The sequence below is a fragment of the Rhodococcus sp. WS1 genome (genome assembly GCF_003797745.1).
GTDB classification, from domain to species: Bacteria; Actinomycetota; Actinomycetes; order Mycobacteriales; family Mycobacteriaceae; genus Rhodococcus_F; species Rhodococcus_F erythropolis.
Map to the genome: position 1 here is coordinate 1,513,884 of NZ_RKLZ01000002.1, position 23,492 is coordinate 1,537,375.

At 62.6% G+C, this 23,492-nt stretch carries 21 protein-coding genes; 8 read left to right on the plus strand and 13 right to left on the minus strand.

What is annotated here, in order from left to right:
- Positions 1-265: 265 nt before the first annotated feature.
- From EEB12_RS19730 to EEB12_RS19740, 3 genes are all read left to right on the plus strand, one after another.
- Positions 266-1,069: an SDR family NAD(P)-dependent oxidoreductase gene (locus tag EEB12_RS19730; protein WP_019745372.1), complete on the plus strand. Its 804-nt coding sequence runs from the start codon at positions 266-268 to the stop codon at positions 1,067-1,069.
- Between the two features lie 57 nt (positions 1,070-1,126).
- Positions 1,127-2,248, plus strand: a complete 1,122-nt coding sequence (locus EEB12_RS19735) for a DUF5938 domain-containing protein (RefSeq protein ID WP_141488360.1) — start codon at positions 1,127-1,129, stop codon at positions 2,246-2,248.
- 73 nt (positions 2,249-2,321) lie between these two features.
- Positions 2,322-3,842, plus strand: coding sequence for an AMP-binding protein (locus tag EEB12_RS19740; protein WP_070386354.1), 1,521 nt, complete (start codon positions 2,322-2,324; stop codon positions 3,840-3,842).
- A 2-nt stretch (positions 3,843-3,844) separates the two neighbouring features.
- Here EEB12_RS19740 and EEB12_RS19745 read toward each other — a convergent pair whose 3' ends face one another.
- Together EEB12_RS19745 and EEB12_RS19750 are read right to left on the minus strand one after the other, a co-directional pair.
- Positions 3,845-5,386, minus strand: a complete 1,542-nt coding sequence (locus EEB12_RS19745; RefSeq protein ID WP_258537160.1) for an alpha/beta hydrolase — start codon at positions 5,384-5,386, stop codon at positions 3,845-3,847.
- A gap of 99 nt (positions 5,387-5,485) precedes the next feature.
- Positions 5,486-6,301: a MerR family transcriptional regulator gene (locus EEB12_RS19750; RefSeq protein WP_019745361.1), complete on the minus strand. Its 816-nt coding sequence runs from the start codon at positions 6,299-6,301 to the stop codon at positions 5,486-5,488.
- A gap of 128 nt (positions 6,302-6,429) precedes the next feature.
- Between EEB12_RS19750 and EEB12_RS19755 the strand changes: the two genes are divergently transcribed.
- From EEB12_RS19755 to EEB12_RS19770, 4 genes are all read left to right on the plus strand, one after another.
- Positions 6,430-7,380 (plus strand): TauD/TfdA dioxygenase family protein, encoded by a 951-nt coding sequence (locus EEB12_RS19755; protein WP_020970840.1) that lies wholly within the window; start codon positions 6,430-6,432, stop codon positions 7,378-7,380.
- 143 nt (positions 7,381-7,523) lie between these two features.
- A complete protein-coding gene (locus tag EEB12_RS19760; protein ID WP_031330803.1) occupies positions 7,524-8,654 on the plus strand; it encodes an ABC transporter permease in 1,131 nt (376 codons plus the stop codon).
- Complete coding sequence (locus EEB12_RS19765; protein WP_020970838.1) at positions 8,651-9,337, plus strand: ABC transporter ATP-binding protein; 687 nt, start codon at positions 8,651-8,653, stop codon at positions 9,335-9,337. Before EEB12_RS19760 ends, EEB12_RS19765 begins: the two co-directional genes overlap by 4 nt.
- A gap of 27 nt (positions 9,338-9,364) precedes the next feature.
- The gene (locus EEB12_RS19770) at positions 9,365-9,916 is read left to right on the plus strand and encodes a TetR/AcrR family transcriptional regulator (RefSeq protein ID WP_019745357.1); all 552 of its coding nucleotides are present in this window, start codon (positions 9,365-9,367) and stop codon (positions 9,914-9,916) included.
- 9 nt (positions 9,917-9,925) lie between these two features.
- Here the strand turns inward: EEB12_RS19770 and EEB12_RS19775 are convergent, their stop codons facing one another.
- Positions 9,926-10,300, minus strand: a complete 375-nt coding sequence (locus EEB12_RS19775; protein ID WP_021331953.1) for a nitroreductase family deazaflavin-dependent oxidoreductase — start codon at positions 10,298-10,300, stop codon at positions 9,926-9,928.
- Positions 10,301-10,410: 110 nt separating this feature from the next.
- On the opposite strand from EEB12_RS19775, the gene EEB12_RS19780 reads away from it, so the two are divergent.
- Entirely contained in the window at positions 10,411-11,064 is a 654-nt protein-coding gene (locus EEB12_RS19780) for a TetR/AcrR family transcriptional regulator (protein ID WP_141488362.1), read from the plus strand.
- Here the strand turns inward: EEB12_RS19780 and hutG are convergent.
- From hutG to EEB12_RS19830, 10 genes are all read right to left on the minus strand, one after another.
- Complete coding sequence (gene hutG / locus EEB12_RS19785) at positions 11,061-12,029, minus strand: formimidoylglutamase (protein ID WP_141488363.1); 969 nt, start codon at positions 12,027-12,029, stop codon at positions 11,061-11,063. The genes EEB12_RS19780 and hutG overlap by 4 nt on opposite strands.
- A gap of 23 nt (positions 12,030-12,052) precedes the next feature.
- The gene (hutI, locus tag EEB12_RS19790) at positions 12,053-13,243 is read right to left on the minus strand and encodes an imidazolonepropionase (RefSeq protein ID WP_029256288.1); all 1,191 of its coding nucleotides are present in this window, start codon (positions 13,241-13,243) and stop codon (positions 12,053-12,055) included.
- A gap of 37 nt (positions 13,244-13,280) precedes the next feature.
- Entirely contained in the window at positions 13,281-14,954 is a 1,674-nt protein-coding gene (hutU, locus tag EEB12_RS19795) for a urocanate hydratase (protein WP_019745352.1), read from the minus strand.
- 43 nt (positions 14,955-14,997) lie between these two features.
- A complete protein-coding gene (locus EEB12_RS19800) occupies positions 14,998-16,434 on the minus strand; it encodes a purine-cytosine permease family protein (RefSeq protein WP_020909179.1) in 1,437 nt (478 codons plus the stop codon).
- A 202-nt stretch (positions 16,435-16,636) separates the two neighbouring features.
- Positions 16,637-18,001, minus strand: coding sequence for an FAD-binding oxidoreductase (locus EEB12_RS19805; RefSeq protein ID WP_046379312.1), 1,365 nt, complete (start codon positions 17,999-18,001; stop codon positions 16,637-16,639).
- A gap of 16 nt (positions 18,002-18,017) precedes the next feature.
- Positions 18,018-19,091 (minus strand): histidinol-phosphate transaminase, encoded by a 1,074-nt coding sequence (locus EEB12_RS19810; protein ID WP_046379311.1) that lies wholly within the window; start codon positions 19,089-19,091, stop codon positions 18,018-18,020.
- Positions 19,088-20,656 (minus strand): histidine ammonia-lyase, encoded by a 1,569-nt coding sequence (hutH, locus tag EEB12_RS19815; RefSeq protein WP_141488364.1) that lies wholly within the window; start codon positions 20,654-20,656, stop codon positions 19,088-19,090. The genes EEB12_RS19810 and hutH overlap by 4 nt, the downstream gene beginning before the upstream one ends.
- Before the next feature lie 109 nt (positions 20,657-20,765).
- Complete coding sequence (locus tag EEB12_RS19820; protein ID WP_141488365.1) at positions 20,766-21,557, minus strand: IclR family transcriptional regulator; 792 nt, start codon at positions 21,555-21,557, stop codon at positions 20,766-20,768.
- A 92-nt stretch (positions 21,558-21,649) separates the two neighbouring features.
- Positions 21,650-22,312 carry an IclR family transcriptional regulator gene (locus tag EEB12_RS19825; protein WP_020909174.1) on the minus strand — a complete coding sequence of 221 codons (663 nt, stop codon included), beginning with the start codon at positions 22,310-22,312 and terminating at the stop codon, positions 21,650-21,652.
- A gap of 37 nt (positions 22,313-22,349) precedes the next feature.
- The gene (locus EEB12_RS19830; RefSeq protein WP_029256282.1) at positions 22,350-23,492 is read right to left on the minus strand and encodes a CaiB/BaiF CoA transferase family protein; all 1,143 of its coding nucleotides are present in this window, start codon (positions 23,490-23,492) and stop codon (positions 22,350-22,352) included.

A 23,492-nucleotide genomic window follows, 5' to 3' on the forward strand; every position in this document is an offset into this window, starting at 1 on the left:
CTTTTTTCCTGCCCCACTTGGCTTCTCGACTGTCGTGGTCACGATGGCACGTCCTGTTCCCTGCGATTTCCACAGCGGCACGATCGCCGCGTCCGAATCAGTGTAACCCCTGGTCTTTGACGAGCGTGTAACAAAATCTTGACAGTCGTCAAGATTTCTCTTGACACTCGTCCAAAGTTGAATACTCTGTGACTCACACCACTTGGCAGCGTCGCTGTGAACGGTGGCATCGCGAGAGTCGTTTCAGTCATGGAGGCAGTCGAAAATGAGCGTGTTTGATCTCGAGGGACGAAAAGCACTGGTCACAGGTGGTGCCAAGGGGCTCGGAGCCGGAATGGCTGAGGCGTTGGCGAAGGCGGGGGCGTCGGTGATGATCGGCGATGTTCTCGAAGACGAAGGTCGTGCCACCGCAGAGGCCGTTGGTTCGGGCGGAGTCAAAACCGGGTTCGTAAAGCTGGACGTCACCGACGACGCCAACTGGGAAGAGGCAGTCGCCGCCACCGCGGAGACTCTCGGCGGCTTCGACATCCTCGTCAACAACGCAGGCATCGAGATTTCCTCGCTGGTGGTTGACCTCGATCCGGGCGACATCCGCCGTATGTGTGAGGTCAACATCCTCGGAACAGCGCTCGGAACCAAACACGGACTGCGCAGCATGCGTCCGGGTGGCGTAGCCGGAACCGGCGGCTCCATCATCAACATCTCTTCAGTGGCCGCAACCATTCCGTTTCCCGGGATAAGTGGATACTCCGCGACCAAGTCCGCGGTCGATCGCTTCACCAGAGTTGCCGCCGCCGAGTCGGGCAAGCTCGGCTACGGAGTCCGCGTCAACTGCATCTACCCGGGCCTCGTCGCCACGGAGATGGGTCTCGGACTCGCGGCGGACATGGAGAAGCTCGGCCTGTGGCCCAGTGCCGAAGCGGCAGTCGGCGACGTCATCGGTCTCACCCCGCTCGGCCGCCTCGGTGAAGTGAACGACATGGCTGACGCCGTGGTGTTCTTGTCCTCCGACGCCGCGCGATTCATCACCGGAATCGGCCTACCGGTCGACGGTGGCATGGGCATGTAACTCGCCCTCCCCATTCGCACGTACACCCTCCTCACGTCTTCGAAAGGTTCCACGAACATGTCCGAAAAGAAGCCAGTCATCGTCTACGGCGTCTCCGGGTACACCGGCCGTCTGGTGTGTGAATACCTGCGCGAGTTCAACATCCCGTTCATCGCGGCCGGTCGCGACGCCGCTCGCATCCAAGAGGTCCTCGACAAGATCCCCGGTTTGGACACCGTCGATCACGAGGTCGTCGAGGTCGAGCACACCGTCGAGGCGCTCACTGAACTGTTCACCGGCGCACAGGTTGTCAGCAACATGGTCGGGCCGTTCATCAAGCTTGGCGGCACCGTCGTCGAGGCTGCGTTGAATGCCGGTTGCCACTACATGGACACCACCGGTGAGCAGGACTGGGTACTCGACGTCCAGGAGAAATTCGGCGACAAGTACCAGGAGAAGGGTCAGCTTCTCTCGCCCGGTATCGCGCAGATGTACACCACCGGTGAGATCGCGGCCAACATCGCACTGGAAACGCCGGGTCTCGATACGCTCGACATTCTCGTGCTGTGGAAGGGATTTCCCACCTATGCCTCCACTCAGACGATCTTCACCATCCTCAAAGCGAACTGGTACTACCTCGAGCAGAACAAGTACGTGCAGTGGGCGCCCGGCCAGACTTTCGACGTCGTCGTTCCTGGCCAGCACGAAACTGCGCTTGCATTGCCGTGGGGCGGAACTTGCCACCCCGTGTGGTTCAAGAACGATCCGCGAGTTTCCAACGTCAAGGCTGCGGGCGGGGTGTTCGACCGCACCGTGATGGAAGGTGTTGTCGCGACACAGAAGATCGTGGAGGAGCAGATCAAGACCCTGCCCGCCGACGAGCAGGAAGCCGCCTTGGCCGAGATCGCCGGTTCGGTTCAGGCGGGTATGCCCCCTCGTGAAAATCCGCGCATCAACACCTCACTGGACTCGGTCTACGCGTCGGGTCCGCTGGGTCGCTCGCACGTCGTGATCCACGGAAACTGCAACTACAAGCAGACGGGCCTCCTGCACGCCTATGCAGCGCATTCGTTGCTTCAGCAGGCGCCCAAGCGGACCGGGCTTGCCTCGGCTTGCCAGGCGTTCGGCCATCGCGAACTGCTCGGCGCGCTACGTAGTTTCGGGCTGGCTCTGGAGCCGGAAGTAACCATCAACGCCTAGCTCGTCGCCCTCGTCATCATGTTCACGGCTCCCGGCGTGCATCGCGCCGGGAGCCCCGCCCTGGAGGCTCCCCATGCGTTTGACCGACTATCTCGACAAGGGAGCCTCTCTTGGTTCCACCGCACCGTGTTTGACGATGGGGGAGCGCACTCTCTCCTACGGCGAGGTGCAACAGTTCAGCCGACGCTTCGCAGCTTCGCTCGCGGCTTCGGGCATCGCGGCGGGCGAGAAGGTCGCGATTTTGTCCGGCAATGACCCGATCTCGTTCTCCTGCGTATTCGGTATCAGTAGGGCTGGCGCGGTCTGGTGCCCGATCAACCCTCGCAACGAAGCTGCGGAGAACCGAGACCTGTTGGATCTGTTCGATTGTCGCGCTCTGTTCTTCCAGAAGTCCTATGCGCCGCTCGTCGACCAGATCAAGGACGCGCTTCCACAGTTGGTGACGCTCGTCTGTATCGACGGCGAATGGGATTCGGCACAGTCCCTCGAAAGCTGGCTCGGGGAAGAAGAACTCGACGCCGCGGCGCCCGACGACGTCACCATGCTGGTCGGCACCGGTGGTACGACGGGCCGCCCCAAGGGCGTGATGTTGACCGGGCACAACATCGAGACGATGACCGCAATCACTTTGATGAGTTATCCATTCGAGGGGCGCCCGGTGTATCTGGCGTTGGCGCCGTTGACTCACGCCGCCGGTGTTTTGTGCTTCCCGATCATGGCCCTCGGCGGCGAAGTGGTGATCATGCCGAAGCCCGATCTCGGGTACTTCCTGGCGAACGTTCAGAAGCACAAGGTGACTCACACCTTCCTGCCGCCGACGCTCATCTACATGTTGCTCGAGCACGAGGACCTCGCGGTAACGGATCGTAGCTCGCTGCAGTGTTTCTGGTACGGCGCGGCACCGATCTCCCCGACCAGGTTAGAGGAGGCGATCGACAAGATCGGACCGGTCATGGCTCAGCTGTTCGGGCAGAGTGAAGCCCCCATGATGATCTCGACGATGTCACCGAAGGAGCATTTCGGCCCGGACGGCACTGTCGCAACGTCACGACTTTCGTCGGCGGGTCGACCGTCGCCGCTGGTGACCGTGGGGATCATGGATGACAAAGGCGCGCTGCTCGGACGTGGCGAGCGTGGTGAGGTGGTGATTCGCAGTTCGTTGGTGATGGCGGGTTATTACAAGAACCCCGACGCAACGGCGGAAGCGTCAGCCCACGGCTGGCATCACACCGGCGATATCGGGTACCTGGACGAGGACAATTTCCTGTTCATCGTCGATCGTGCGAAGGACATGATCATCACCGGCGGTTTCAACGTCTATTCGGTCGAGGTGGAGCAGGCACTCATGGCGTATCCGGGGATTCAGGACTGCGGAGTGATCGGGTTGCCGGACGACAAGTGGGGCGAACGTGTTGTGGCAGTGGTGCAGCCACACCTCGGCGCCGACATCGACGGCGCCGAGGTGATGGCTTTCGTGAAGTCTCGCATCGGAAGTGTGAAGACTCCGAAGCAAGTCATCGTCTGGGACGATCTACCTCGCTCCAAGGTCGGCAAAGTTCTCAAGAACGAGATCAAGAGCGAGCTGACTGGCTGAGATCACGACTCGCACACCACGTCTTCGGCGGGCAGTGAGCCGTCGAGCAGGTACGAGTTGACGGCGGCGTTTGCGCAAGTATTCGCGTAGCCCGGGAACACCGCATGAGTGCGGCCTGGAACTGTCACGAGCCGTGAGCCTTTCATCGCTTCGTGCATGCCGAGGCCTTCGTCGTACGTCGTGCGGGTGTCACCGGTTGCCTGGATCTGCAATGCCGGAACGTTGTTGTCGATGTCGATCCGCTTCGGGGCCTCACTGCGCCAGAACGCGCAGGGCATGATCGTGTTGTGCGTGCCGGCGAAGATCGGCTGATCACCACGGTGCTCCTCCAACTTGTTGCGATACCACGCGGGATCGCTCGGCATCGACACGTCTCCGCAGACAATGGCGATTGTTCCGGCATAGTCAGGGCCGGTCCCCAATTCGGTCTGGAACCACGCCTGCATCAGTCCCGTCAGCTGGGGATGGATGTCCTCGACGGTCTTGCCTGCGGCGAGTTCGCGCAACTGAACCAATACCTGCGCGAATGCCTCGCTTTCCTTTTCGGTGTCCCCGGTTCCGTTGACGTACATCAGGAATGGAAGGACGTGATCGTCGACGGCGTAGTCACCGATCTGAATCGGAGTGGTGGCGGCGTCCGAGATCAGCTTCTCGACGAGGGCGCGAACTTCGGCGGGCGTCGATCCGAGTGCATAGGTGGAGTTGTGGTCTGCTGCCCACTGTGAGAATCCGTCGATCGCTTTCTCATTGGCCGGGCCCATGTCCTGGAACATCTCGTATCCGTATTTCTTCGGGTCCGGTGCGCTGTCGAGAACCACACGGTCGATCCTGTCTGGGAACATTTGAGCATAGGTCGCACCAAGGTATGTGCCGTACGACCACCCGAAGTACGACGCCTTCTCCTGGTCGAGGGCACCACGAATCACGTCGAGGTCGCGGGCGATGTTCTGAGTATTGATGTGCGGCAGATAGTCCGGGTACTTGTCCCAGCATGTGTCAGCGGCCTCGCGTGCGAGCGCAACACTTTCGTTCCACCCTTCCTCTGTGGTACCCGGTGAACGCATCCATGTCATCTGCTCGACGCCGCAGTCGATCGGCGTGCTCTTGCCGAGCCCTCGGGTGTCCATGCCGATGACGTCGTATGCCGCTGCGACTTCCGGTGTCATCCCGGCATTCAGAATCTCGGGCAATCCCAGTCCTCGGCCACCCGGGCCACCAGGGTTGGTGAGCAGGATCCCGCGTCGCTGTGCGGGGTCGGTGGATGCGACCCGCGAGATCGCCACTTCGATCGTCTTGCCGTCAGGGGCGGAATAGTCCAAAGGTACTGTGACCATGGCACAGTCACTTGCCGTCGATGTTCCGGTGTCTGTGGCGCATGGCCCCCATTCGACATCCTGGTCGTGGAACGCGCTGAGATTCGATTGTGGATCTTCCTGTGGAGCAGCAGGATCCGAGCACGCCGCCAGCGCAGGTACTGCGAGTGCGGCAGCGGCGATTGTGGTAGCCAGCCACTTTCGTGGTCGAGGCGTGCGTGATCTAGGCATGATGGATCCAGTCATTGTCGTGTCGTGTCCTTGTTTCGAGCCCATTTTCGGGCAGCGTTGATCACCCCACTTCCGATGTGGGGATTCAGTGGCGGAGTTTCAGGGTCGAGACTGGCGGGCAGCGAACTCGGCCGCTACAGCCTTCGCGAATCTTTCCTGGGTCGGGGTTCTTCGATCTGCTTGGTGCTCGCGCAGCACCGCTACCAACCGGGTGGGTGAAGGGCGTTCCGGTGCGGCCTGTTCAGGAAGCACTCTCTCGGTGAAATCGCAGAACTGAATGGCAAGGGCCGCAATCGTGTCGGCGTCCGCCGGAGCGTCGGTGAGGGCGTACATGCGAGTAATCAATTCGATTGCCTGCTTGCGGTTCGGCTTCGCCAACGCCCGGCGGTGTGCGCTCAGGAGTGAATCGCAGACTTCGGGATCACCCCCGGAGACGGTGAGCGCGAGGATCAGGAGTTCGCGCTCGTTGTCGATCCACGCTGTCGGTGCACCGGCAACGACATACTGTGCGAGCACTTCCGAAAACGCGTCGGGTAGTTCGGGATCGGCGTTGCGGCGTAGCGACTCGATGTGAGCACGTTGAACCGCGATCTGTTCGGCCTTGGCTGCCAGTTCCTTGTCGAGTGCGTCGAGTGCGGACCGGGTGTCGTGAGCGTCGCCGTCGAGCAGTTCGGCGATCTTGGCAACAGGAATCCCCAGATCGCGCAGGCGGCGGATGCGGCTCAGTCGTGCCAGGTCCACCGCCCGGTACATGCGGTAGCCGTTGGGTTGGCGTTGTGGTTCTTCGAGAAGCCCGTTCGAGTGGTAGTAGCGCACGGATCTGACGGTGGTGCCGGCCAGATTCGCCAGCTCGCCGATGGTCATCATCGCCTCGCCCTCCCGTTTGTCGATTCGGATTTCGTCAGTGGAAACCATTCTCCAACCCTGACGCGGCGTCAGGGTCAAGGTGCGCGCCGGAGAACGTGACCGTTGACACGTTAAGGAGATAGCCTTAATCTGGATTTTGTCCGTTACGACATCGTCGATTCCGAGGAAGTGCCTTGATGGCTACCCTTTTGCCTGCGGCAACGATCTTTCCGATCCCCACCGATCCGCTTGCTGCCTATGGTCCACTTGTCGCTCGCCGGAATCCCGAGTCCGTAGTTCCGGCGCCGTACGAACACTTTGCGGTCAAGGCGGTCACGCCGACGATCGGAGCGGAAATCTCCGGCATTCGACTCGGTGGGGACCTGTCTGATGCCGTGATTGCGGAACTTCGCCGCGCTCTCCTCGAATGGAAAGTCCTCTTCTTTCGGGATCAGGACCTCGGCCGAGCAGAACATCGAGCTTTTGCCGAGCGTTGGGGCGATCTCGAACAGCATCCGTTCTTCAAGTACACGCAGCCAGGGCAGACGGACGTCGATGTCACGACGCTGGCCAAGGATGCAATGGTCGGCGGCGTCGAGAACAACTGGCACAACGACGTGACGTGGCACGAGTTTCCTTCATTTGCCGCCGTACTTCGTGCAGTCGAGGTGCCAGAGGTGGGTGGTGACACGTTGTGGGCTGACACCGCTGCTGCCTACGATCTGCTTCCGGAAGACGTCAAGAAGCGTATCGACCCGCTTGTTGCAGAACATGATTGGATCAACTCGTTCGGTCGGTCGATGCCGGCGGATGCGGTCGAGATGTTGCGTCCGAAGTTCCCCGCGGTGCAGCATCCGGTGGTTCGGGTCATTCCGGAAAGCGGCAGGCGGGTGTTGTTCGTCAACATGACCTTCACGCAACGGATCTTGGGCGTATCCGAAGAGGAATCGAACGAACTTCTCACGATGCTGTATCGCCACGTCAATCGTCCGGAATTCCAGGTCCGACTGAAGTGGGAGCCGAATACTGTTGCCTTCTGGGACAATCGGACCTGCCAGCATTACGCGGCCAGTGACTACTTCCCGGCTCGTCGTGTGATGGATCGAATCTCGATTGTCGGCGATCGGCCAGTGGGCGTCGGGGACTGATACGACGCTCAGCGCCTCACGATGTCTACTACGAATAGTAGTAACGCACCTCACATAGTTTTTCGACGCCTTGTCGATATGATTTCGACAAGGCGTCGATAAAAGTCGGCGTGACTCGCACCGACGACTTTGGAGCTTCCCGAATGTTCCTCGCCCTGCGTGAACTGTGGTTTGCGCGAAACCGATTCCTCTTGATGGGCGCCGTGGTTGCCCTCATCTCGATCTTGATGGTGATCCTGTCCGGCCTCTCGTCCGGCCTGGTCAACGACGGTGTCTCCGCTTTGCAGCGGACGCCGATCCAGGCGTTTGCCTTCGCCCCGGACACCAAAGCCGACTCGGCGTTTTCGCGCTCGGTCGTCACCGAGGAGCAGGCGCAGGCATGGCGCATGCAACCCGATGTCCAAGACGCCGAGCTCTTCGGCAACATGATCGTCAATGCAAAAACTCGCAGTGGCACGCCTGTCGATCTCACGCTCTTCGGTATCGAACCTGGCTCCTTCCTCGAGCCCGTCACCGCCGACGGGAGGGGACTGCAAGCCGACACGGACATCATCGTCAGCTCTACCTTCCGTGATGATGGTGTTGCGATCGGTGACACGGTGATACTCGATCGACTCGGTACGGAGCTGACAGTTGTCGGTTTCACCGAAGACAAGCGCACTTTCGGGCACGTAGACGTCGCCTACCTGCCCCTGCGTACCTGGCAGGAGGTTCACGCCGGTGCCAAGATCGGCGAAACCGCCAACGCCAGTGCGTATTCCGAAGCGAGTGTTGTCGCGATTCGGGGCCTGGACGATGTAGTGCCGGACCTCGTGTCGGGAGATGCGGCGGCGGGAACGTCCGCAAAGACGCTCGAGGAATCTTTCGACTCCTCACCGGGCTTCTCCGCGGAAATGATGACAATGTCGATGATCAAGGCGTTTCTGTACGCGATCTCCGCACTGGTCGTCGGCGCATTCTTCAGTATCTGGACAGTTCAGCGTGGTCGCGAACTCGCAGTGTTGCGTGCGATGGGAGCCTCCACCGGCTTTCTGCTTCGCGACGGCATGGCACAGGCACTGGTAGTGCTGCTTGGTTCCATCGGCATCGGTGTGTTGCTGGGCTTGGGGCTCGGCTCGGGACTCGAAGGCGGTGGGATGCCGTTCGCTCTGGAGTCCGGCCCTGTCGTCAACGGCGCAGTGCTCTTGGCGGTACTCGGGCTGATCGGCGCAGCCGTTTCCATCGTCCGCGTTACGCGTGTCAACCCGCTCACCGCATTGGGGGAAAACCGATGACCACAGTCGAAAAAACCACTACCGGACTGGTATTGACCGCTGTCAGTCTTCGATTCGGTGACGGTGACTCCACAGTGCTCGCCCTCGACAACGTGGACCTCGAGGTCACGGGCGGCGAACTCGTCGCGATCGTCGGGCCGTCAGGGGCTGGAAAGTCGAGCTTGCTCGCTGTGGCAGGCGGACTCGGTCGGCCGTCGAGTGGAACGATTGTCATCGACGGCGTCGACGTGTCGGCGATGCCGGCCCGTGCATTGGCCAAACTTCGACGAGACAAGGTCGGCTTCGTCTTTCAATCCGGCAATCTGATTCCAGCGCTGACGGCGCGCGATCAGCTTCGGCTGATTCCCAAGCTCACGGGGCGGCCGGGGCGCGATCCCGAGGAATTGCTCGACTCGGTCGGTATGAGCCACCGTGCGGATCGTCGACCTGGTCAACTCTCCGGCGGCGAACGACAGCGCGTCGGTATCGCTCGGGCATTGATGAGCAATCCCTCGCTACTGCTCGTCGACGAGCCGACGGCTGCTCTCGACCGAAAGCGTAGCCATGAGGTGGTTGAACTGCTCTCGCGCGAAACTCACGAGGCCGGCGTCGCTACGATCATGGTGACCCACGATCACGACGTGCTCGGGCACTGCGACCGCATCCTCGAAATGGTTGACGGTCGATTGCGTCAGAGCGAGTAAGCCCGCAAGGGGACTGGAGGAGATTCGGTGCCGAGGATCGATGCCCCCACTGTGGTCGAGCATCGTGCTGCTCAGCGGCGTGCCCTCCTCGACGCTGCACACGCTCTTCTGTCCGAGACCCCGGACCGGCCGCCGGGGCTCGGTGAGGTGGCAGCGAAGGCCGGGCTCGCCAGGTCGAGTGCCTACCACTACTTCCGGTCCCGAGAAGATCTCCTCAGTGCCGTCGTCGAAGATATGTTCCCGCGCTGGAACGACAAGATCGTCGAGGCGATGGCAGGCGCAGACGATCCGATATGGGCTTACGTCGAAGCAAACCTCCAACTGGTAGCAGACGGGGAGCATGCGATAGTCGGAGCGCTGGCGACGCTGACCCCGCAAACGTTTCGAGATTCGCGGATCATGGAAATGCACGACAGTCTTGTACTTCCGCTTGTCGAGGCCCTTCGCCTCCGTGGCGTGTCGGACCCGAAGCTCACCGCCAAGTTGATCAACTCGCTGGTGCATACGGGTACTGAACTGATCGAATCCGGTTGCAGCATGGACGAAGTCAGGTCCGCCGTGCGTGAGGTCCTCGCGTGACGGGCAGCCTCAGGCCGTAATCAGATCCATCCGAAGGTACTCGGTGATGCGGAGCAGTCTCGGGGGTTGGGACACGTCTGAGGAAAGTGCTTGAAATGCTTCGTCTTTCGTGACGAGGCGCGGGGCGCCAAGGCGCACCTCCGTCTCGTCGACCGACAGTCGAGCGCTTCCCGCTTTCAAGACGTTCTGCACCCAGTCCGAGCCTGATCCGTACACCAGAATGAAGACGTAGCCACCCTCGACCGGATAGGCGTCGAGAGGGGTCCGGTAGGTCGTGCCGGATGTGCGTCCGACGTGTGTCAGTACCGGCCACTTTCCGCTCGAGATCGCTCGCGGATTGAACACTCGCTTGTTGACGTGTCCCCACCATCTCGGCATCGGCATTGCGGTCTCCCTTCGCGAGCGCCTTACGAGCGTAAGGCTGGCTTACACCTGTAAGGGTGACTTACGGATGTAAGGTTGTCAACGTATTCGTTCCTCGGAGGGGAGTCTGTGTGTCACGGCAGCCGCGACAGTCGCTGAACAGGACTCGCGTAATCGAGGGTGCGATCCGCGTTGCCGACGCGGGTGGTGTCGAGGCTGTCACGATGCGACGGGTGGCCCAGGAGTTGGGCATCGAGGCGATGTCGCTCTACCACCACGTGCCCAACAAAGATGCGATTCTCGACGGCCTCGTCGATGCGGTCTTCGAGGCGATCGACCTACCCGACGGCGAGTGCGCGGATTGGCGAGATGCAATCCGCGGACGCGCCTTTTCCGCTCGCACAGTCCTGTCGCAGCACCGTTGGGCTCTCGGTTTGCTGGATTCGCGACGCAACCCTGGCTCGGCGACCATGCGTCATCTCGACGCTGTGCTCGGAGTCCTCCGGAAGGCCGGGTTCACGCTGCCGATGGCCGCCCACGGAGCCTCGCTGATCGACAGCTACATCGGCGGATATGTTCTCCAGGAGGCGAATCTGCCGATCAGCGGGCCCGTCGACGTCGAAGAAGTTGCGAGTGACATCCTCGAGCACCTTCCGGCTGAAGAGTTGCCCTTCCTTCACGAGATGATCGTCGATCACGGTCTGAGTCCGGCTTACGACCACACGAGTGAGTTCGCCTACGGTCTCGATCTCATTCTCGATGCGCTGGAGGCGCGCCGAGGCTAGCGCTGAACCGGCACGTGCTTCGTGACTATCCGGTGGATCAGGCGAGCAGCGGTCCGGGCAGTGCGATTGTCGATGTCGAGGCTCGGGTTCAGTTCGGCGACATCGAGAACCGCGAGCTTTCCGCTGGATGTGACTCGATCACATACGTATTGGATTGTTTCCAGGCTGACGCCGTAGGCCGCGGGTGCGCTGACGCCCGGCGCCACGGCGGCGGGAAGCACGTCGAGGTCGATGGTCAGGTAGACCAGATCGACGTCGTCGAGGAAGTCTGCGAGGAACTGATCCACGACGCCTCGACCGATCACTCCGCATTCTTCGTCGAGCAGATAGCGAACGCCAAGGCGGTGAGCCGTGTCGAACAGAGCAGTGGTGTTGCTCGGTTGGCTGATTCCGATCACGCTGTACTGATGTGAGGTGCCTGCCGCGGCTTCGTCCTCGGCGATCTGACGAAAAGGCGTGCCGGAACTGGGGATCGGGTCGCCACGTAGATCGAAGTGCGCATCCAAGTTGAGGATTCCGAGTTTGGCTCCGGCTGTTCGCAACTCGGAGCCCGCGACGCCGAGGTATGTACCGTAGGCGATTTCGTGTCCTCCCCCGAGAACCACGGGGAAGTGTCCCGAATCGAGCGCGGCACTGACGGCGTTCCCGAGTGCGGCCTGACCGGCCTCGAGTTCTTCACCCGACACGGCAACGGTTCCCGCGTCCTGAATCTGCAGTGGTTCGGCCAGCGCCATGGAGGCCAACCCCGCTCGCAACGCGTCCGGGCCGTCCGCGGCGCCGCGGCGGCCCTTGTTGCGGCGGACTCCTTCGTCACTGGAGAATCCGATCAGAACACAGTCGCCGGGAGCTGTTTCGGCTGAATACGGTTGCACGGCATGATGCCACCGCAGATGCTCGGCAGTGGTGCCGTCGGAGCGCCCGGTCCACGGCTTGGGTTCGATGTCGACTGCGATCTGATGTGCCACGACGGCCTCCCGGTGAGTGTATTTCAGTAGCTTGTGGCGAGTGCGCCGTTTTTCCAGACCTCGCGCACCAGAGGGACGCCCGGGCGGTAGGCGAGGTGGAGGTACGACGGTGCATCGAGCGCGATGGCGTCGGCACGTGTTCCGAGAGAAAGGGTTCCGACGTCGGTGCGCTGCAGCGCCCGAGCGCCACCTGCAGTGGCTGCCCAGACTGCCTCAGCGGGCGTCATGTGCATGTCTCGCACCGCAATTGCGATGCAGAACGGAAGGCTCGTGGTGTAACAGGTACCGGGATTGCAGTCGGCGCCCAGAGCTACGGTGACTCCAGCGTCGAGCAGTGCGCGGGCGTCGGGGTACTTGTTGCGGGTGGAGAAGTCGGCGCCGGGCAACAGCGTTGCGACGGTAGAACTCTGAGCCAGGGCATCGATGTCCTCGGCGGTGACGTACGTGACGTGGTCGACGGACGCTGCTCCCATCTCGACGGCGAGCTGAACTCCTGGCCCTTCGCCGAGCTGATTGCCGTGGACGCGGGGGATCAGTCCGGCGGCTACGCCTGCGCTCAGGACTGCATGAGCCTGTTCGCGGTTGAATGCTCCTCGCTCGCAGAAGACATCGATCCACTTTGCGTGTGGCGCACAGGCAGGGATCATCTCGTCGCACGCCATGGCGACGTAATCATCGGCGCGGCCGGCATATTCGGGTGGTGGAACATGGGCGGCCAGCAGTGTGACCTCGTCGGTGAACTGCCCGGCGATCAGTGCGCTGCGTAGTTCGCTCTCGGTGTTCTGCCCGTACCCGGTCTTGCATTCGACGGTTGTGCTGCCCGAGCGCAGGGATTCGTCGAGTAGGCGCCGAACATTGGCCTGCAATTGCTCGTCGGTGGCCGAGCGCGTCGCTTCGATGGTGTTGCGAATGCCGCCGGCGGCGTACTTCTCGCCCGCCATGCGAGCTGCGAATTCCTCGGCCCGCTCGCCACCGAACACCAGGTGCGAGTGACTCTCCACGAAACCGGGGAGCAGGGCCCGACCGCCGATATCCTGACCGATATCGGCAGCCGGGGCGTCGGCGGAATCGCCGACCCAAGCAACAACGCCGTCGTCGAAAACGATTGCCGCGTCGTGTCGTACGCCGAGCTTGCCCTCACCCAGAGTCGGGTCATTGGTGACGAGGGTTCCGATGTTGGTCAGAACTGTGGTTCGAGAACCATTCGTGGTCAATGTAATTCCTAACTCAGTGTGAGGTGGTGGAGCTGTTTCAGTTCTCGGTCATCGGGATACGGACGCCGCGCGTGGCCGCCGTGTCGATGGCGTGGTCGTATCCTGCATCCGCATGCCGGATGACGCCCATCCCGGGATCGTTGGTGAGAACCGCTTCGAGCTTCTTGGCCGCGAGTTCGGTGCCGTCGGCGATGCACACCTGTCCCGCGTGGATGGAGCGTCCCATACCGACGCCGCCGCCTTGGTGAAGTGAAACCCACGAAGCGCCGGACGCGGTGTTGACCAGGGCGTTGAGCAGCGGCCAGTCGGCGATCGCGTCGGACCCGTCGATCATCGATTCGGTTTCGCGGTACGGCGAGGCGACCGATCCCGAGTCGAGGTGATCGCGGCCGATGGCGATCGGCGCGGACAGTTCGCCCGAGGCGACCATCTCGTTGAACTTGAGGCCCGCGAGGTGGCGCTCACCGTATCCGAGCCAGCAGATGCGGGCCGGAAGGCCCTCGAAGGCAACCTTTTCGCCTGCCATGGTTATCCAGCGACGCAGGTGCTCGTTCTCGGGGAAGAGTTCGAGGATGGCCTTGTCGGTGGCCTCGATGTCCTTGGGATCACCGGAGAGAGCTGCCCAGCGGAAGGGGCCGAGACCTTCTTCGAAGAGCGGGCGGATGTAGGCCGGAACGAATCCTGGGAAGTCGAAAGCGCGGTCGTAGCCGGCCTTGCGGGCCTCGTCACGGATGGAGTTGCCGTAGTCGAACACCTCGGCGCCGGCGTCCATGAATCCGACCATGGCCTTGACGTGCGCGGCCATCGCGTTGCGGGAATCTTCGGTGAACTTCTGCGGATCCTTCTCCGACATGATCTTCATGTCGGGGAAGTCGATCCCGATCGGCAGGTAGGCGAGGGGATCGTGCGCCGAGGTCTGGTCGGTGACGATGTCGATGGGGGCCTTCATCTCCAGCAGAGCCGGGAAGATCTCTGCCGCATTGCCTTCGAGGCCGATGGAGAGCGGCTTCTTGGCGTCACGTGCCGCTGTCGCCAGTTCGAGCGCGTGCTCGATGCTGTCGGCCTTGGTGTCGAGGTACTTGTGGGCGATGCGACGGTCGATGCGGGTGATGTCGCAGTCGACGCAGATCGCGACGCCGTCGTTCATGGTGACGGCGAGAGGCTGGGCGCCGCCCATTCCGCCGAGACCTGCAGTGAGCGTGATCGTTCCGGCGAGCGATCCGTTGTAGCGCTTCTTCGCAATGGCGCCGAAGGTCTCGTAGGTGCCCTGCAGGATTCCCTGGGTGCCGATGTAAATCCAGGAGCCTGCGGTCATCTGGCCGTACATGGTCAGGCCGAGGTCTTCGAGACGGCGGAACTCTTCCCAGTTCGCCCAGTCACCGACGAGGTTGGAGTTGGCGATCAGCACTCGCGGTGCCCACTCGTTGGTGCGGAAGACACCGACCGGCTTGCCGGACTGCACGAGCATGGTCTCGTCGTTCTTCAGCGTCTTCAGCGTGGCGACCATGGCGTCGAATGCCGCCCAACTACGTGCTGCGCGACCGGTTCCGCCGTAGACGACGAGGCTGTCCGGGTGCTCGGCAACATCGGGGTCGAGGTTGTTCATGAGCATGCGCAGGGCGCCCTCCTGCTGCCAACCGAGCGTCGTGAGCTCGGGGCCGCGGGGAGCACGGACGGGGCGCGGCTCGTGGCCGGGGGTGCTGATTTCCATGGTGTTCTCCTTGCTTAACTGAAGTTCGAAAGATGTTGGGGGATCAGACGCGAGAGTCGGTCATCGCGGTGTGATCGGGGTAGATCATCGACGAAGGTGGATTGCTGGTGCGTTTGGCGAGCGGGTAATAGATCAGCCCGGTGAACACGATGCCGACGATCCAGGAGATGTCGGCGCCGCCGAGCATGTCCGTGACGGGGCCGGTGTACATCTTCTGGGCGAGGAACGGGATCTGGGCGAGAACGCCGGCGGCGTAGCAAGCCAATGCGGTGAAGTTCCATGCTCCGTATCGACCGTTGACGTCGTAGAGCGCCGGAATGTCGATGCGCTCCTTGGAGATCAGGTAGTAGTCGATCAGATTGATCGCACTCCACGGCGTGAACACCATCAGCAACACCAGGACGAAGTTCTTGAAGTTGTCCAGGAAGTCGGCGCTGGCGGCGATCGCGATCAACACCGAGACGGCGGTGAACCCGAGAATGTAGAGGGTACGGGCGGTGCTCGAGATTCGCGACTGGCCGTTGAAGGCTGTGACGGTGGTCAGGATCGACATGAATCCGCCGTACGCGTTGAGCACGTTCACCGTCAGCTTGCCGACCAGGATGACGAAGTAGATCAGGAAGGCGATGGCAGCGGGTCCGGCCAGATCTCCCATGAAGCCGACCTGGTTACCCAGGAACGCGTCGCCGGCGCAGGCCGCGACGAGGGCGCCGAAAGTCATGGACCACTGTGATCCGATGACGCTACCGAGGAACGTCGACCAGAAAGTGGTGCTCTCGGAGGTGCTGCGCGGCAGGTAACGCGAGTAGTCGGCGACGTACGGGCCGAACGTGAGCTGCCAACCGGCACCCAGCGAGATCGCGAGCAGGAAGGTGACGATGTCGAAGCCCTTGATGCCGACGTACGAGGCGACGTCGTACTCGAGGAACAGTCGAACGGCCAGGTAGGAGAATCCGACGATGCCCACGACGGTGGCGATCCTGCCGACGATGTGGATCAGCTTGTAGCCGGTGACCGCGACGAATGCGGTGAGGAGACCGAAGACGACGATGCCGACGGTGGGGCTGTCGATGTGCAGGATCTTGTTGACGGCTTGGCCGGCCAACACGGTGCCGGTGGCAGCGAAGCCGAGGTACATCAGGATGACGAGAACTAGCGGTACGACGGCTCCCTTGACGCCGAACTGGGCGCGACTCGAGATCATCTGGGGGAGGCCCATGCGCGGGCCCTGTGCGGAGTGAAGCGCCATGACAGCGCCACCGAAGATGTTGCCGATCAGAAGTCCGACGATTGCCCAGATGGCGTCCGCGCCGAATACGACGGCGAGAGCACCGTCGACGATTGCCGTGATCTGCATGTTGGCGCCGAACCAGAGAGTGAACTGGCTGCGCGGGGTGCCGTGTCGTTCTGCATCCGGGACGACGTCGATAGTGCGTCGTTCCGGAGTGAGGATGACCTCGGCCGGTCCATCGTGAGTCATAGGCCTGTCTTTCTGCTGCGAGCCCGTCGAGCGACGGAATCGACGTCGGGGTATTGCCCACCTTCTTCGTGCTTGGTGCTTTGCGCCTGGTGCTCTGTGCGCTGGGTCACTGTCACTGCGGATAAATGTATATGCCTGTATATACAGGCGTCAATACCTGAAACCCGATTTCGCGTAAATGCTGTGTAACACCGCTCGAGAATCAGAAACCCTTACCAGGGTTGAGGATTCCGAGTGGATCGAACGCGGCCTTGATCGATCGGTGCAGTTGCATGCTGTCCTCGCCGAGCTCGAGAGAGAGCCAGCGACGCTTCAGAACGCCGACGCCGTGCTCTCCGGTCAGAGTTCCGCCGAGTTCGAGAGCACGCCGGAAGACCTCGTCCGCGGCGGTCCACACGGCTTCGGGGACCGAGCCGTCGGCTGTGCGGTCGAAGACGAAGGTCGGATGGACGTTGCCGTCACCCGCGTGCGCGACGGTCATGATCTTGACCGAGTGCTCGGCGGCCGCCCGGTCGATACTTTCGAGCATGTCGGGCAGTTTCGACCGCGGGACCCCGACGTCTTCCACCAGACATTGACCGAGTCGTTCGGATGCCGGATAGGCGAGTCGGCGAATCTCGAGTAGCTGTGCGGCTTCTGCTGCGTCCTGTGAGACGGCGACAAAATCGGCGCCGGCCTGCTCGAAGTGTTTCTGCATCGCCGCGGCTGCTGCGTCGGCGTCGACCCCATCGGCCTGTGCGATCAGCATCGCGGCAGTGTTGTCTTCCAACCCGATTCGTTTCCAGTCGTCGACTGCGCGAAGGGTTGCTCGATCGATCAGCTCCAGCAGGCTCGGCCCGATCCCGTCGCGAACGACCGCGGCAACCGCGTCCGCTGCGGAGCGGAGAGAGTCGAAACTGCCGACGACGGTGACCGGTGCTCTCTTGGGCTTGGGCTGCAACTTGAGCGTGGCACTCGTGACGACTCCGAGTGTTCCTTCCGAACCGACGAGAAGACTGGTCAAGTCGTATCCCGCAACACCTTTGACGGTCCTTCGGCCTGTCCGCACGATCCGACCGTCGGCGAGCACAACCTCGAGACCCAGGACTGAATCGCGGGTGACGCCGTACTTCACGCAACGCAGTCCACCGGCGTTGGTGGCGATGTTTCCGCCGATCGTGGAGATCTCGAAGCTGCTCGGATCGGGGGCGTACATCAGCCCGTACTCGTCTGCTGCTCGGCTGATGTCAGCGTTGATCACCCCGGCTTCCACGACAGCCAGCTGATCGTCCGGATTGACCTCGAGAATCGAGCGCATGCGAGTGGTCGAGATGACCAGGCAGCCCTCGACGGCTGCCCCGCCACCCGCCAAACCGGTTCCCGCACCGCGGGTTACCACCGGGACACGGTGAGCAGTAGCCCATTTCAGAGCCTCGGAAATGTCGGCCGCAGTTTCAGCGAGCATGACGGCTGCCGGATGGCCGGGTTCGGCGAGATGGGCCTCGTCGCGACGGTACGAGTCCATTACCGCCGGGTCGGTGATCAGGCGACTCGAACCGATCGACCGAGCGAGTTCGTGGATGGACATTCTTTTCTCCAGTCGGTCAAAGGTTGTGTGCGAGAGCATCCACAGCGGCGATCACGGCGTCTTCTGCGGCCCGCTCGCCGACGGTGACCCGCACTCCCTCGCCGGGGAACATCCGGACCGAGACACCCTGGGCGACGCAAGCCGCTTCTAGTGCAGAAGCTCTCTCGCCGAGAGGGATCCAGACGAAGTTCGCTCCGCTGGGGACGGACTCGACGCCGCGCACAGCGAGTTGCTCACGTAGGTGAGCGCGACCCGCGGTTACCGTTTCGACTATCGAATCGGTGTGCGCCGGATCGGTCAACGCTGCGCAGGCCGCGGCCTCGGCAACGGCGCTGAGCCCGAAGGGCGGTGCCGCGCTGGAAAGATCCGCTGCGATCGCCGGATTGGTGATGGCATAGCCGGCACGAAGGCCGGCCAATCCGTAAGCCTTGGAGAAGGTTCGGAATACGACGATGTTGGGAAAGGCTCGAAGCAGGTCGACGCCGTCGACATCGCTGGTCGCGAACTCCCGGTAAGCCTCGTCCAGAAGGATGAGGACGTCACCCGGGATCGAGCGGGCGAACGAGACGAACTCGGCGGTCGAGAACTCGCTTCCGGTCGGATTGTTGGGGTTGCAGACGAGTACCGCGCGGGTCTGCGGAGTCACGGCTGCCGCCATTGCACTCAGATCGTGCCGGTGTTCGGAATCGAGTGCGACGGGTACACCGCTCGCCCCGGCGATTCCGATCAGAATCGGGTACGCCTCGTAGCTGCGCCACGGGTAGACGACTTCGGTGCCCGGGCCCGTGTATGCGGTCAATACCTGCTGGAGCAGTGCCAACGACCCGGCGCCGACCAGTACCTGGTCGTCGCCGACGCCCAGGCGGTCGCTCAACCGGGCGATCAGCGTGTCGCCGAACAGCGACGGATACAAGTGCGAGTGTGAGGCCGCGAGATTGACGGCCTCGAGAATTGCCGCCGAGGGTGCAACCGTCGACTCGTTGCTCGACGCCCGCCACCGAACCTGCTCGAGGCCTGCGGCTTTGGAGTATCGAGGGAGTGCTTCGATTTCGGGTCGGGGGCGAGGCCGCAGCGCTCCGGGCGCGCTCATGCCAGGGCGCCGATCGCGTTCTCCGCGGCCGCAACGAGTGCACCGGATGCCGCCAAGTCCACCGCGGCCTCGATCTCGGGGGACAGGAAGCGATCGGTGCCCGGCCCCTGCACCTTCTCGCGCAGGGTCCGAAGGACGGCTCCGGTGGCTGGTGAGGGCTCGAGTGGGGAGCGCAAATCGATTCCTCGTGCTGCAGTGAGTATCTCGATCGCGAGAACTCGGGTGAGACCGTCGATGGACCGGCGGAGCTTGCGTGCACCCGACCATCCCATGGAGACGTGATCTTCCTGCATCGCCGAGGAGGGAATCGAATCGACACTGGCAGGGCTTGCGAGTCGCTTGAGTTCGGACACGACGGCAGCCTGTGTGTACTGCGCGATCATCAGTCCGCTGTCGACTCCGGGGTCGTCGGCGAGGAAGGGGGTCAGACCGTGATTGCGCGCTACGTCGAGGAAGCGGTCGGTGCGGCGTTCGCTGATACCCGCGACATCCGCGGTCACGATGGCGAGGAAGTCCAAGACGTAGGCCACGGGAGCTCCGTGGAAGTTTCCGTTGGATCGAACCCGTCCGTCGAGGGTGACAACGGGATTGTCGACAGCACTGGCCAATTCGCGCCCGGCGACGAGGCGGGCGTGATCGACGGTGTCGCGTGCGCCGCCGGCGACCTGCGGTGCGCACCGCAGTGAGTACGCGTCTTGAACCCTGGTGCAGTCAGGGCCCGCATGGCTGGCGACGATCGGGGAATCGGCAAGCAGACGCACCATGTTCGACGCGGCCGCGCCCTGGCCGGGGTGGGGGCGAAGCGTTTGGAGGTCCGCGGCGAACACCTGATCGGTGCCGAGCAAGCCCTCGACGCTCATGGCGGCAGCGATGTCGGCCAACTTGAGCAGATGATCGAGATCGGTGATCGCAAGGGCCAGTTGGCCGAGCATCCCGTCGGTACCGTTGATCAGTGCGAGGCCTTCTTTCTCGGCCAGAACCACCGGTTCGAGGCCATGGGCAGCCAATGCCGTTGCCGCATCGGTGAGTTCACCGTCGGCGGTGCGGACGGAACCTTCGCCGATGATTGCCATCGCCACATGAGCCAGTGGTGCCAGATCTCCCGAGCATCCGAGGCTGCCGTATTCGTGCACCACCGGGGTGATGCCTGCGGTGAGTAGGTCGGCGTACGCCTGTGCGACCACGGGGCGCACTCCGGTCCTTCCGGTGGCGAGCGTCGACAGGCGCAGAAGCATCAAGGCCCGGATCACTTCGCGTTCGACTTCCGGTCCCGAACCTGCCGCGTGTGAGCGGATCAGGCTGCGCTGCAACTGCGTCCGCAGATGCGCCGGAATGTGCCGGGTGGCAAGTGCGCCGAATCCGGTGGAAACCCCGTAGACCGGCGTGGGATCTGCGGCCAGGGCCTCGATGCGTGCACGACTTTCGGCGATCGCGGTCAGTGATTCCGCGGTCAATGCGACGCCGTAACCGTTGCGCGCGACGTCGACGACGTCGGCGATGGTGACAGCGCCGATTCCGACCTCAATGGTTCGGGTGGCTGTATGGGTGGCAGGGGTGGCGTTCATGGGACTCCAATGATGATGCGGCGGTGATTCAGCAAGTCTTGTATACGAGACTCTAGTCTTGAATATGAGACGAAAACAAGGCCCGCAAAGTACGGAACGGAGAAATTGGCTACATGTCTGCGGGCGGGGTCTCCACCATTCGATCTCCGAGATCGGCGGAGAACTCGGCGCTGACGGCGCGCACTCGGTCGGCGATCAGGGCACTCTCCTCGGCCGATTTGGAGCCCGAGAGGAAGGTGACGCCGAGAGCTGCGACCGGACGACCGTCCCGCGTGATCACGGGGCTGGCGATGCAATTGATTCCGGATGTCGTCGCATTCTCTTCGACCGCATATCCGCTCTCACGTGCTGCGGCGAGCAGTTCTCGCAGTTCGGCGAGCGTCGACGGTCCCGTTCCGGTCCGCGTCGGCCAGGTGTATCCCTCGTAGAGCGCGCTGATCTGTTCCACGTCCAGACGGCTCAGAATCGCGCGCCCGACTGCGGTGAGATGCGCTGGAAGGCGAGTCCCGATTTCGGTCACCAATCGCACGCCCGGCTTCAGTGGTTCACGTTTGTCGAGGTAGATGACGTCAGAGCCCTGTAGTACCGCCAGATGAGACGTCTCATCCGTCGACTGAGTGAGTGCCAGCATGAATCGTTGGCCCTCACGGTGAAGTGGGCCTGAGCGCATGTACGACGCACCGACTTCGAACGCCGAGACACCCAGGGTCCAGGCGCGCTGATCAGCCCAGTACGAGACGAACCGTCGATCCCGCATGACATTGAGGAGATGATGCGTCGTACTCTTCGGCAGCTCGAGGGCGCTCGAGATTTCGGCCGTCGCCAGCGGCACACCCCGGCGGGCCAGGAGATCGAGCACGTCGAGCACGCGCTCAGCAGATTTCACGCGACTCGTCGTCATGTGGGGTGTGTCCTTACGAGTAGGTAGGAAATCCGGAGCGGGGAACCACATTGTCTCGGATACGAGACTGAATCGCCAAGTGCTCGGGGTGGTCAGGGAGCCTGGCTGCCGAGTTCCGCGGACAACCGGGCGCAGTGCTCCACCAAGACGCGACCGTGGCTGGCGCAGACCTCGTCCGTCAGACGGAATGTCGGGCCGACGACGCTGAGCGCTCCGGCTATCTGACCGACTGCGTTGTAGATCGGCGCGGCAACTCCGGTCGAGTGATCCTCGATGGTGTCGTGCGCAATGGCGTACCCGCTCTCACCTACCTTGCCGCTCAACGCTGCGCCGACGGCGGTGCCGTCCAGGGGAACGCTCTGTCCCACCCACCCCATGTGGCGGATCGCGTGCGTGCCCTCGATCTGATCGAGATACAGCGCAGTGTCTTTCGGTCCCATCGTCGACAGGTAGGTCGATTCCCTCGTGGTTTCGGCGATGGCCTTCATCGCGGGCCGGGCTCTCGGCAACAGTTGATTGTCACCGAGAGCGCGAGCTCCGATCTGCAATAGCCGCGGGCCGACGCGATAGACGTTGTCCTCGCCGCGAACGACGAACTCGGTTTGTTCGAGGCTTCTGATCAGGCGAAGGGCGGTACTGGTTGCCAGATCGGTTGCCTTGGCGGCGTCGCCGAGCGTCAATCCGCCGTGCTCGACGATCGCACCGAGAAGTTCGAACGTGCGATTCGCGCTGCGGGTCACGTCGCCGGGGGCCATGTCCTACTCCAAGTGCCGAGGGATGTCTGCGCTGAATCTATCGCGAGCCCGGCAGTACCTCACCGTGGTGCTCGTCCAGCAGGGGACTGCGGCGGACATCGGGGCGTTGGCTCTCACCGAACACGACGGGTTGTCGTACGTAGGAGATCTTTCCTGCTACCGGGTGCTCGAACGATTCGACGACTCCGCGATACTCGGCCTGTGCGGAGGTGAGTGCCTGCTGGACGTCCCAGATCTCCGAGCCGGCGAGGCCCGCGTCGCCGAGAATGCCGACCACGTCGGCGACGGTCTTTCCTGCAGCCCAGTTTTCGATCTCCTTGCGCAGTGCCGGCTCGTTCTCGGTCCGGGCGGTGTCGTCGGCAAATCGAGGATCTGCGATCAGGTCGATGCGATTCATCGTCTGCGCCAATTTCTCGAAGCCGGATTGGCTCGCAACCGCGAGGACAAAGAGTCCGTCGTCGGCCCGATAGGTGTCGAATGGTGTTGACACCGGATGACGGTTACCGACGCGTGGGGGAGTGAGCCCGGTGGATTGCAGTTGGCTGTGTGCTGTCGGCAGCATGGCGAGCATGCTGTCGAACATCGCGACGTCAAGGTGCTGCCCGAGTCCGGTCGCCCGTGCACTCAGCAGGGCGGTACTGATTCCCCAGGCGGCGAACAGCCCGGCGACCAGGTCTCCGAACGACTCACCCAACCGTGTCGGCCCGGATTCCTCCGAACCGGTGATGCTCATGATTCCCGAAAGAGCCTGGACTACAAGGTCGTAGGCGGCGGCGCCGGACATGGGACCGTCCTGTCCGAAACCGGAGATGGACGCGTACACGATCCGCGGATTGCGAGCCCGCGCAGCCTCGTAGTCGATTCCCAGGCGCTTAGTGACGCCCGGGCGAAAGTTTTCCACGACGACGTCGGCGGTCTCGATGAGCGTCAGCAGCGCCTCACGGTCCTCGTCGTCCTTGAGGTTGAGTGCCACCGAACGCTTGCCACGATTGAGCACGTTGAAGTAGATGCTCTCGCCGTCGCGGAACGGGCCGAGGTGCCGAGAGTCTTCACCGTGTTCGGATTCGATCTTGACGACGTCCGCACCGGCGTCCGAAAGCAGTGCGGTGCAGTAGGGTCCGGCGAGGACGCGCGAGAGGTCGATGACCCGGATGCCGTCGAGTGGGGGAAGTGCAGACAT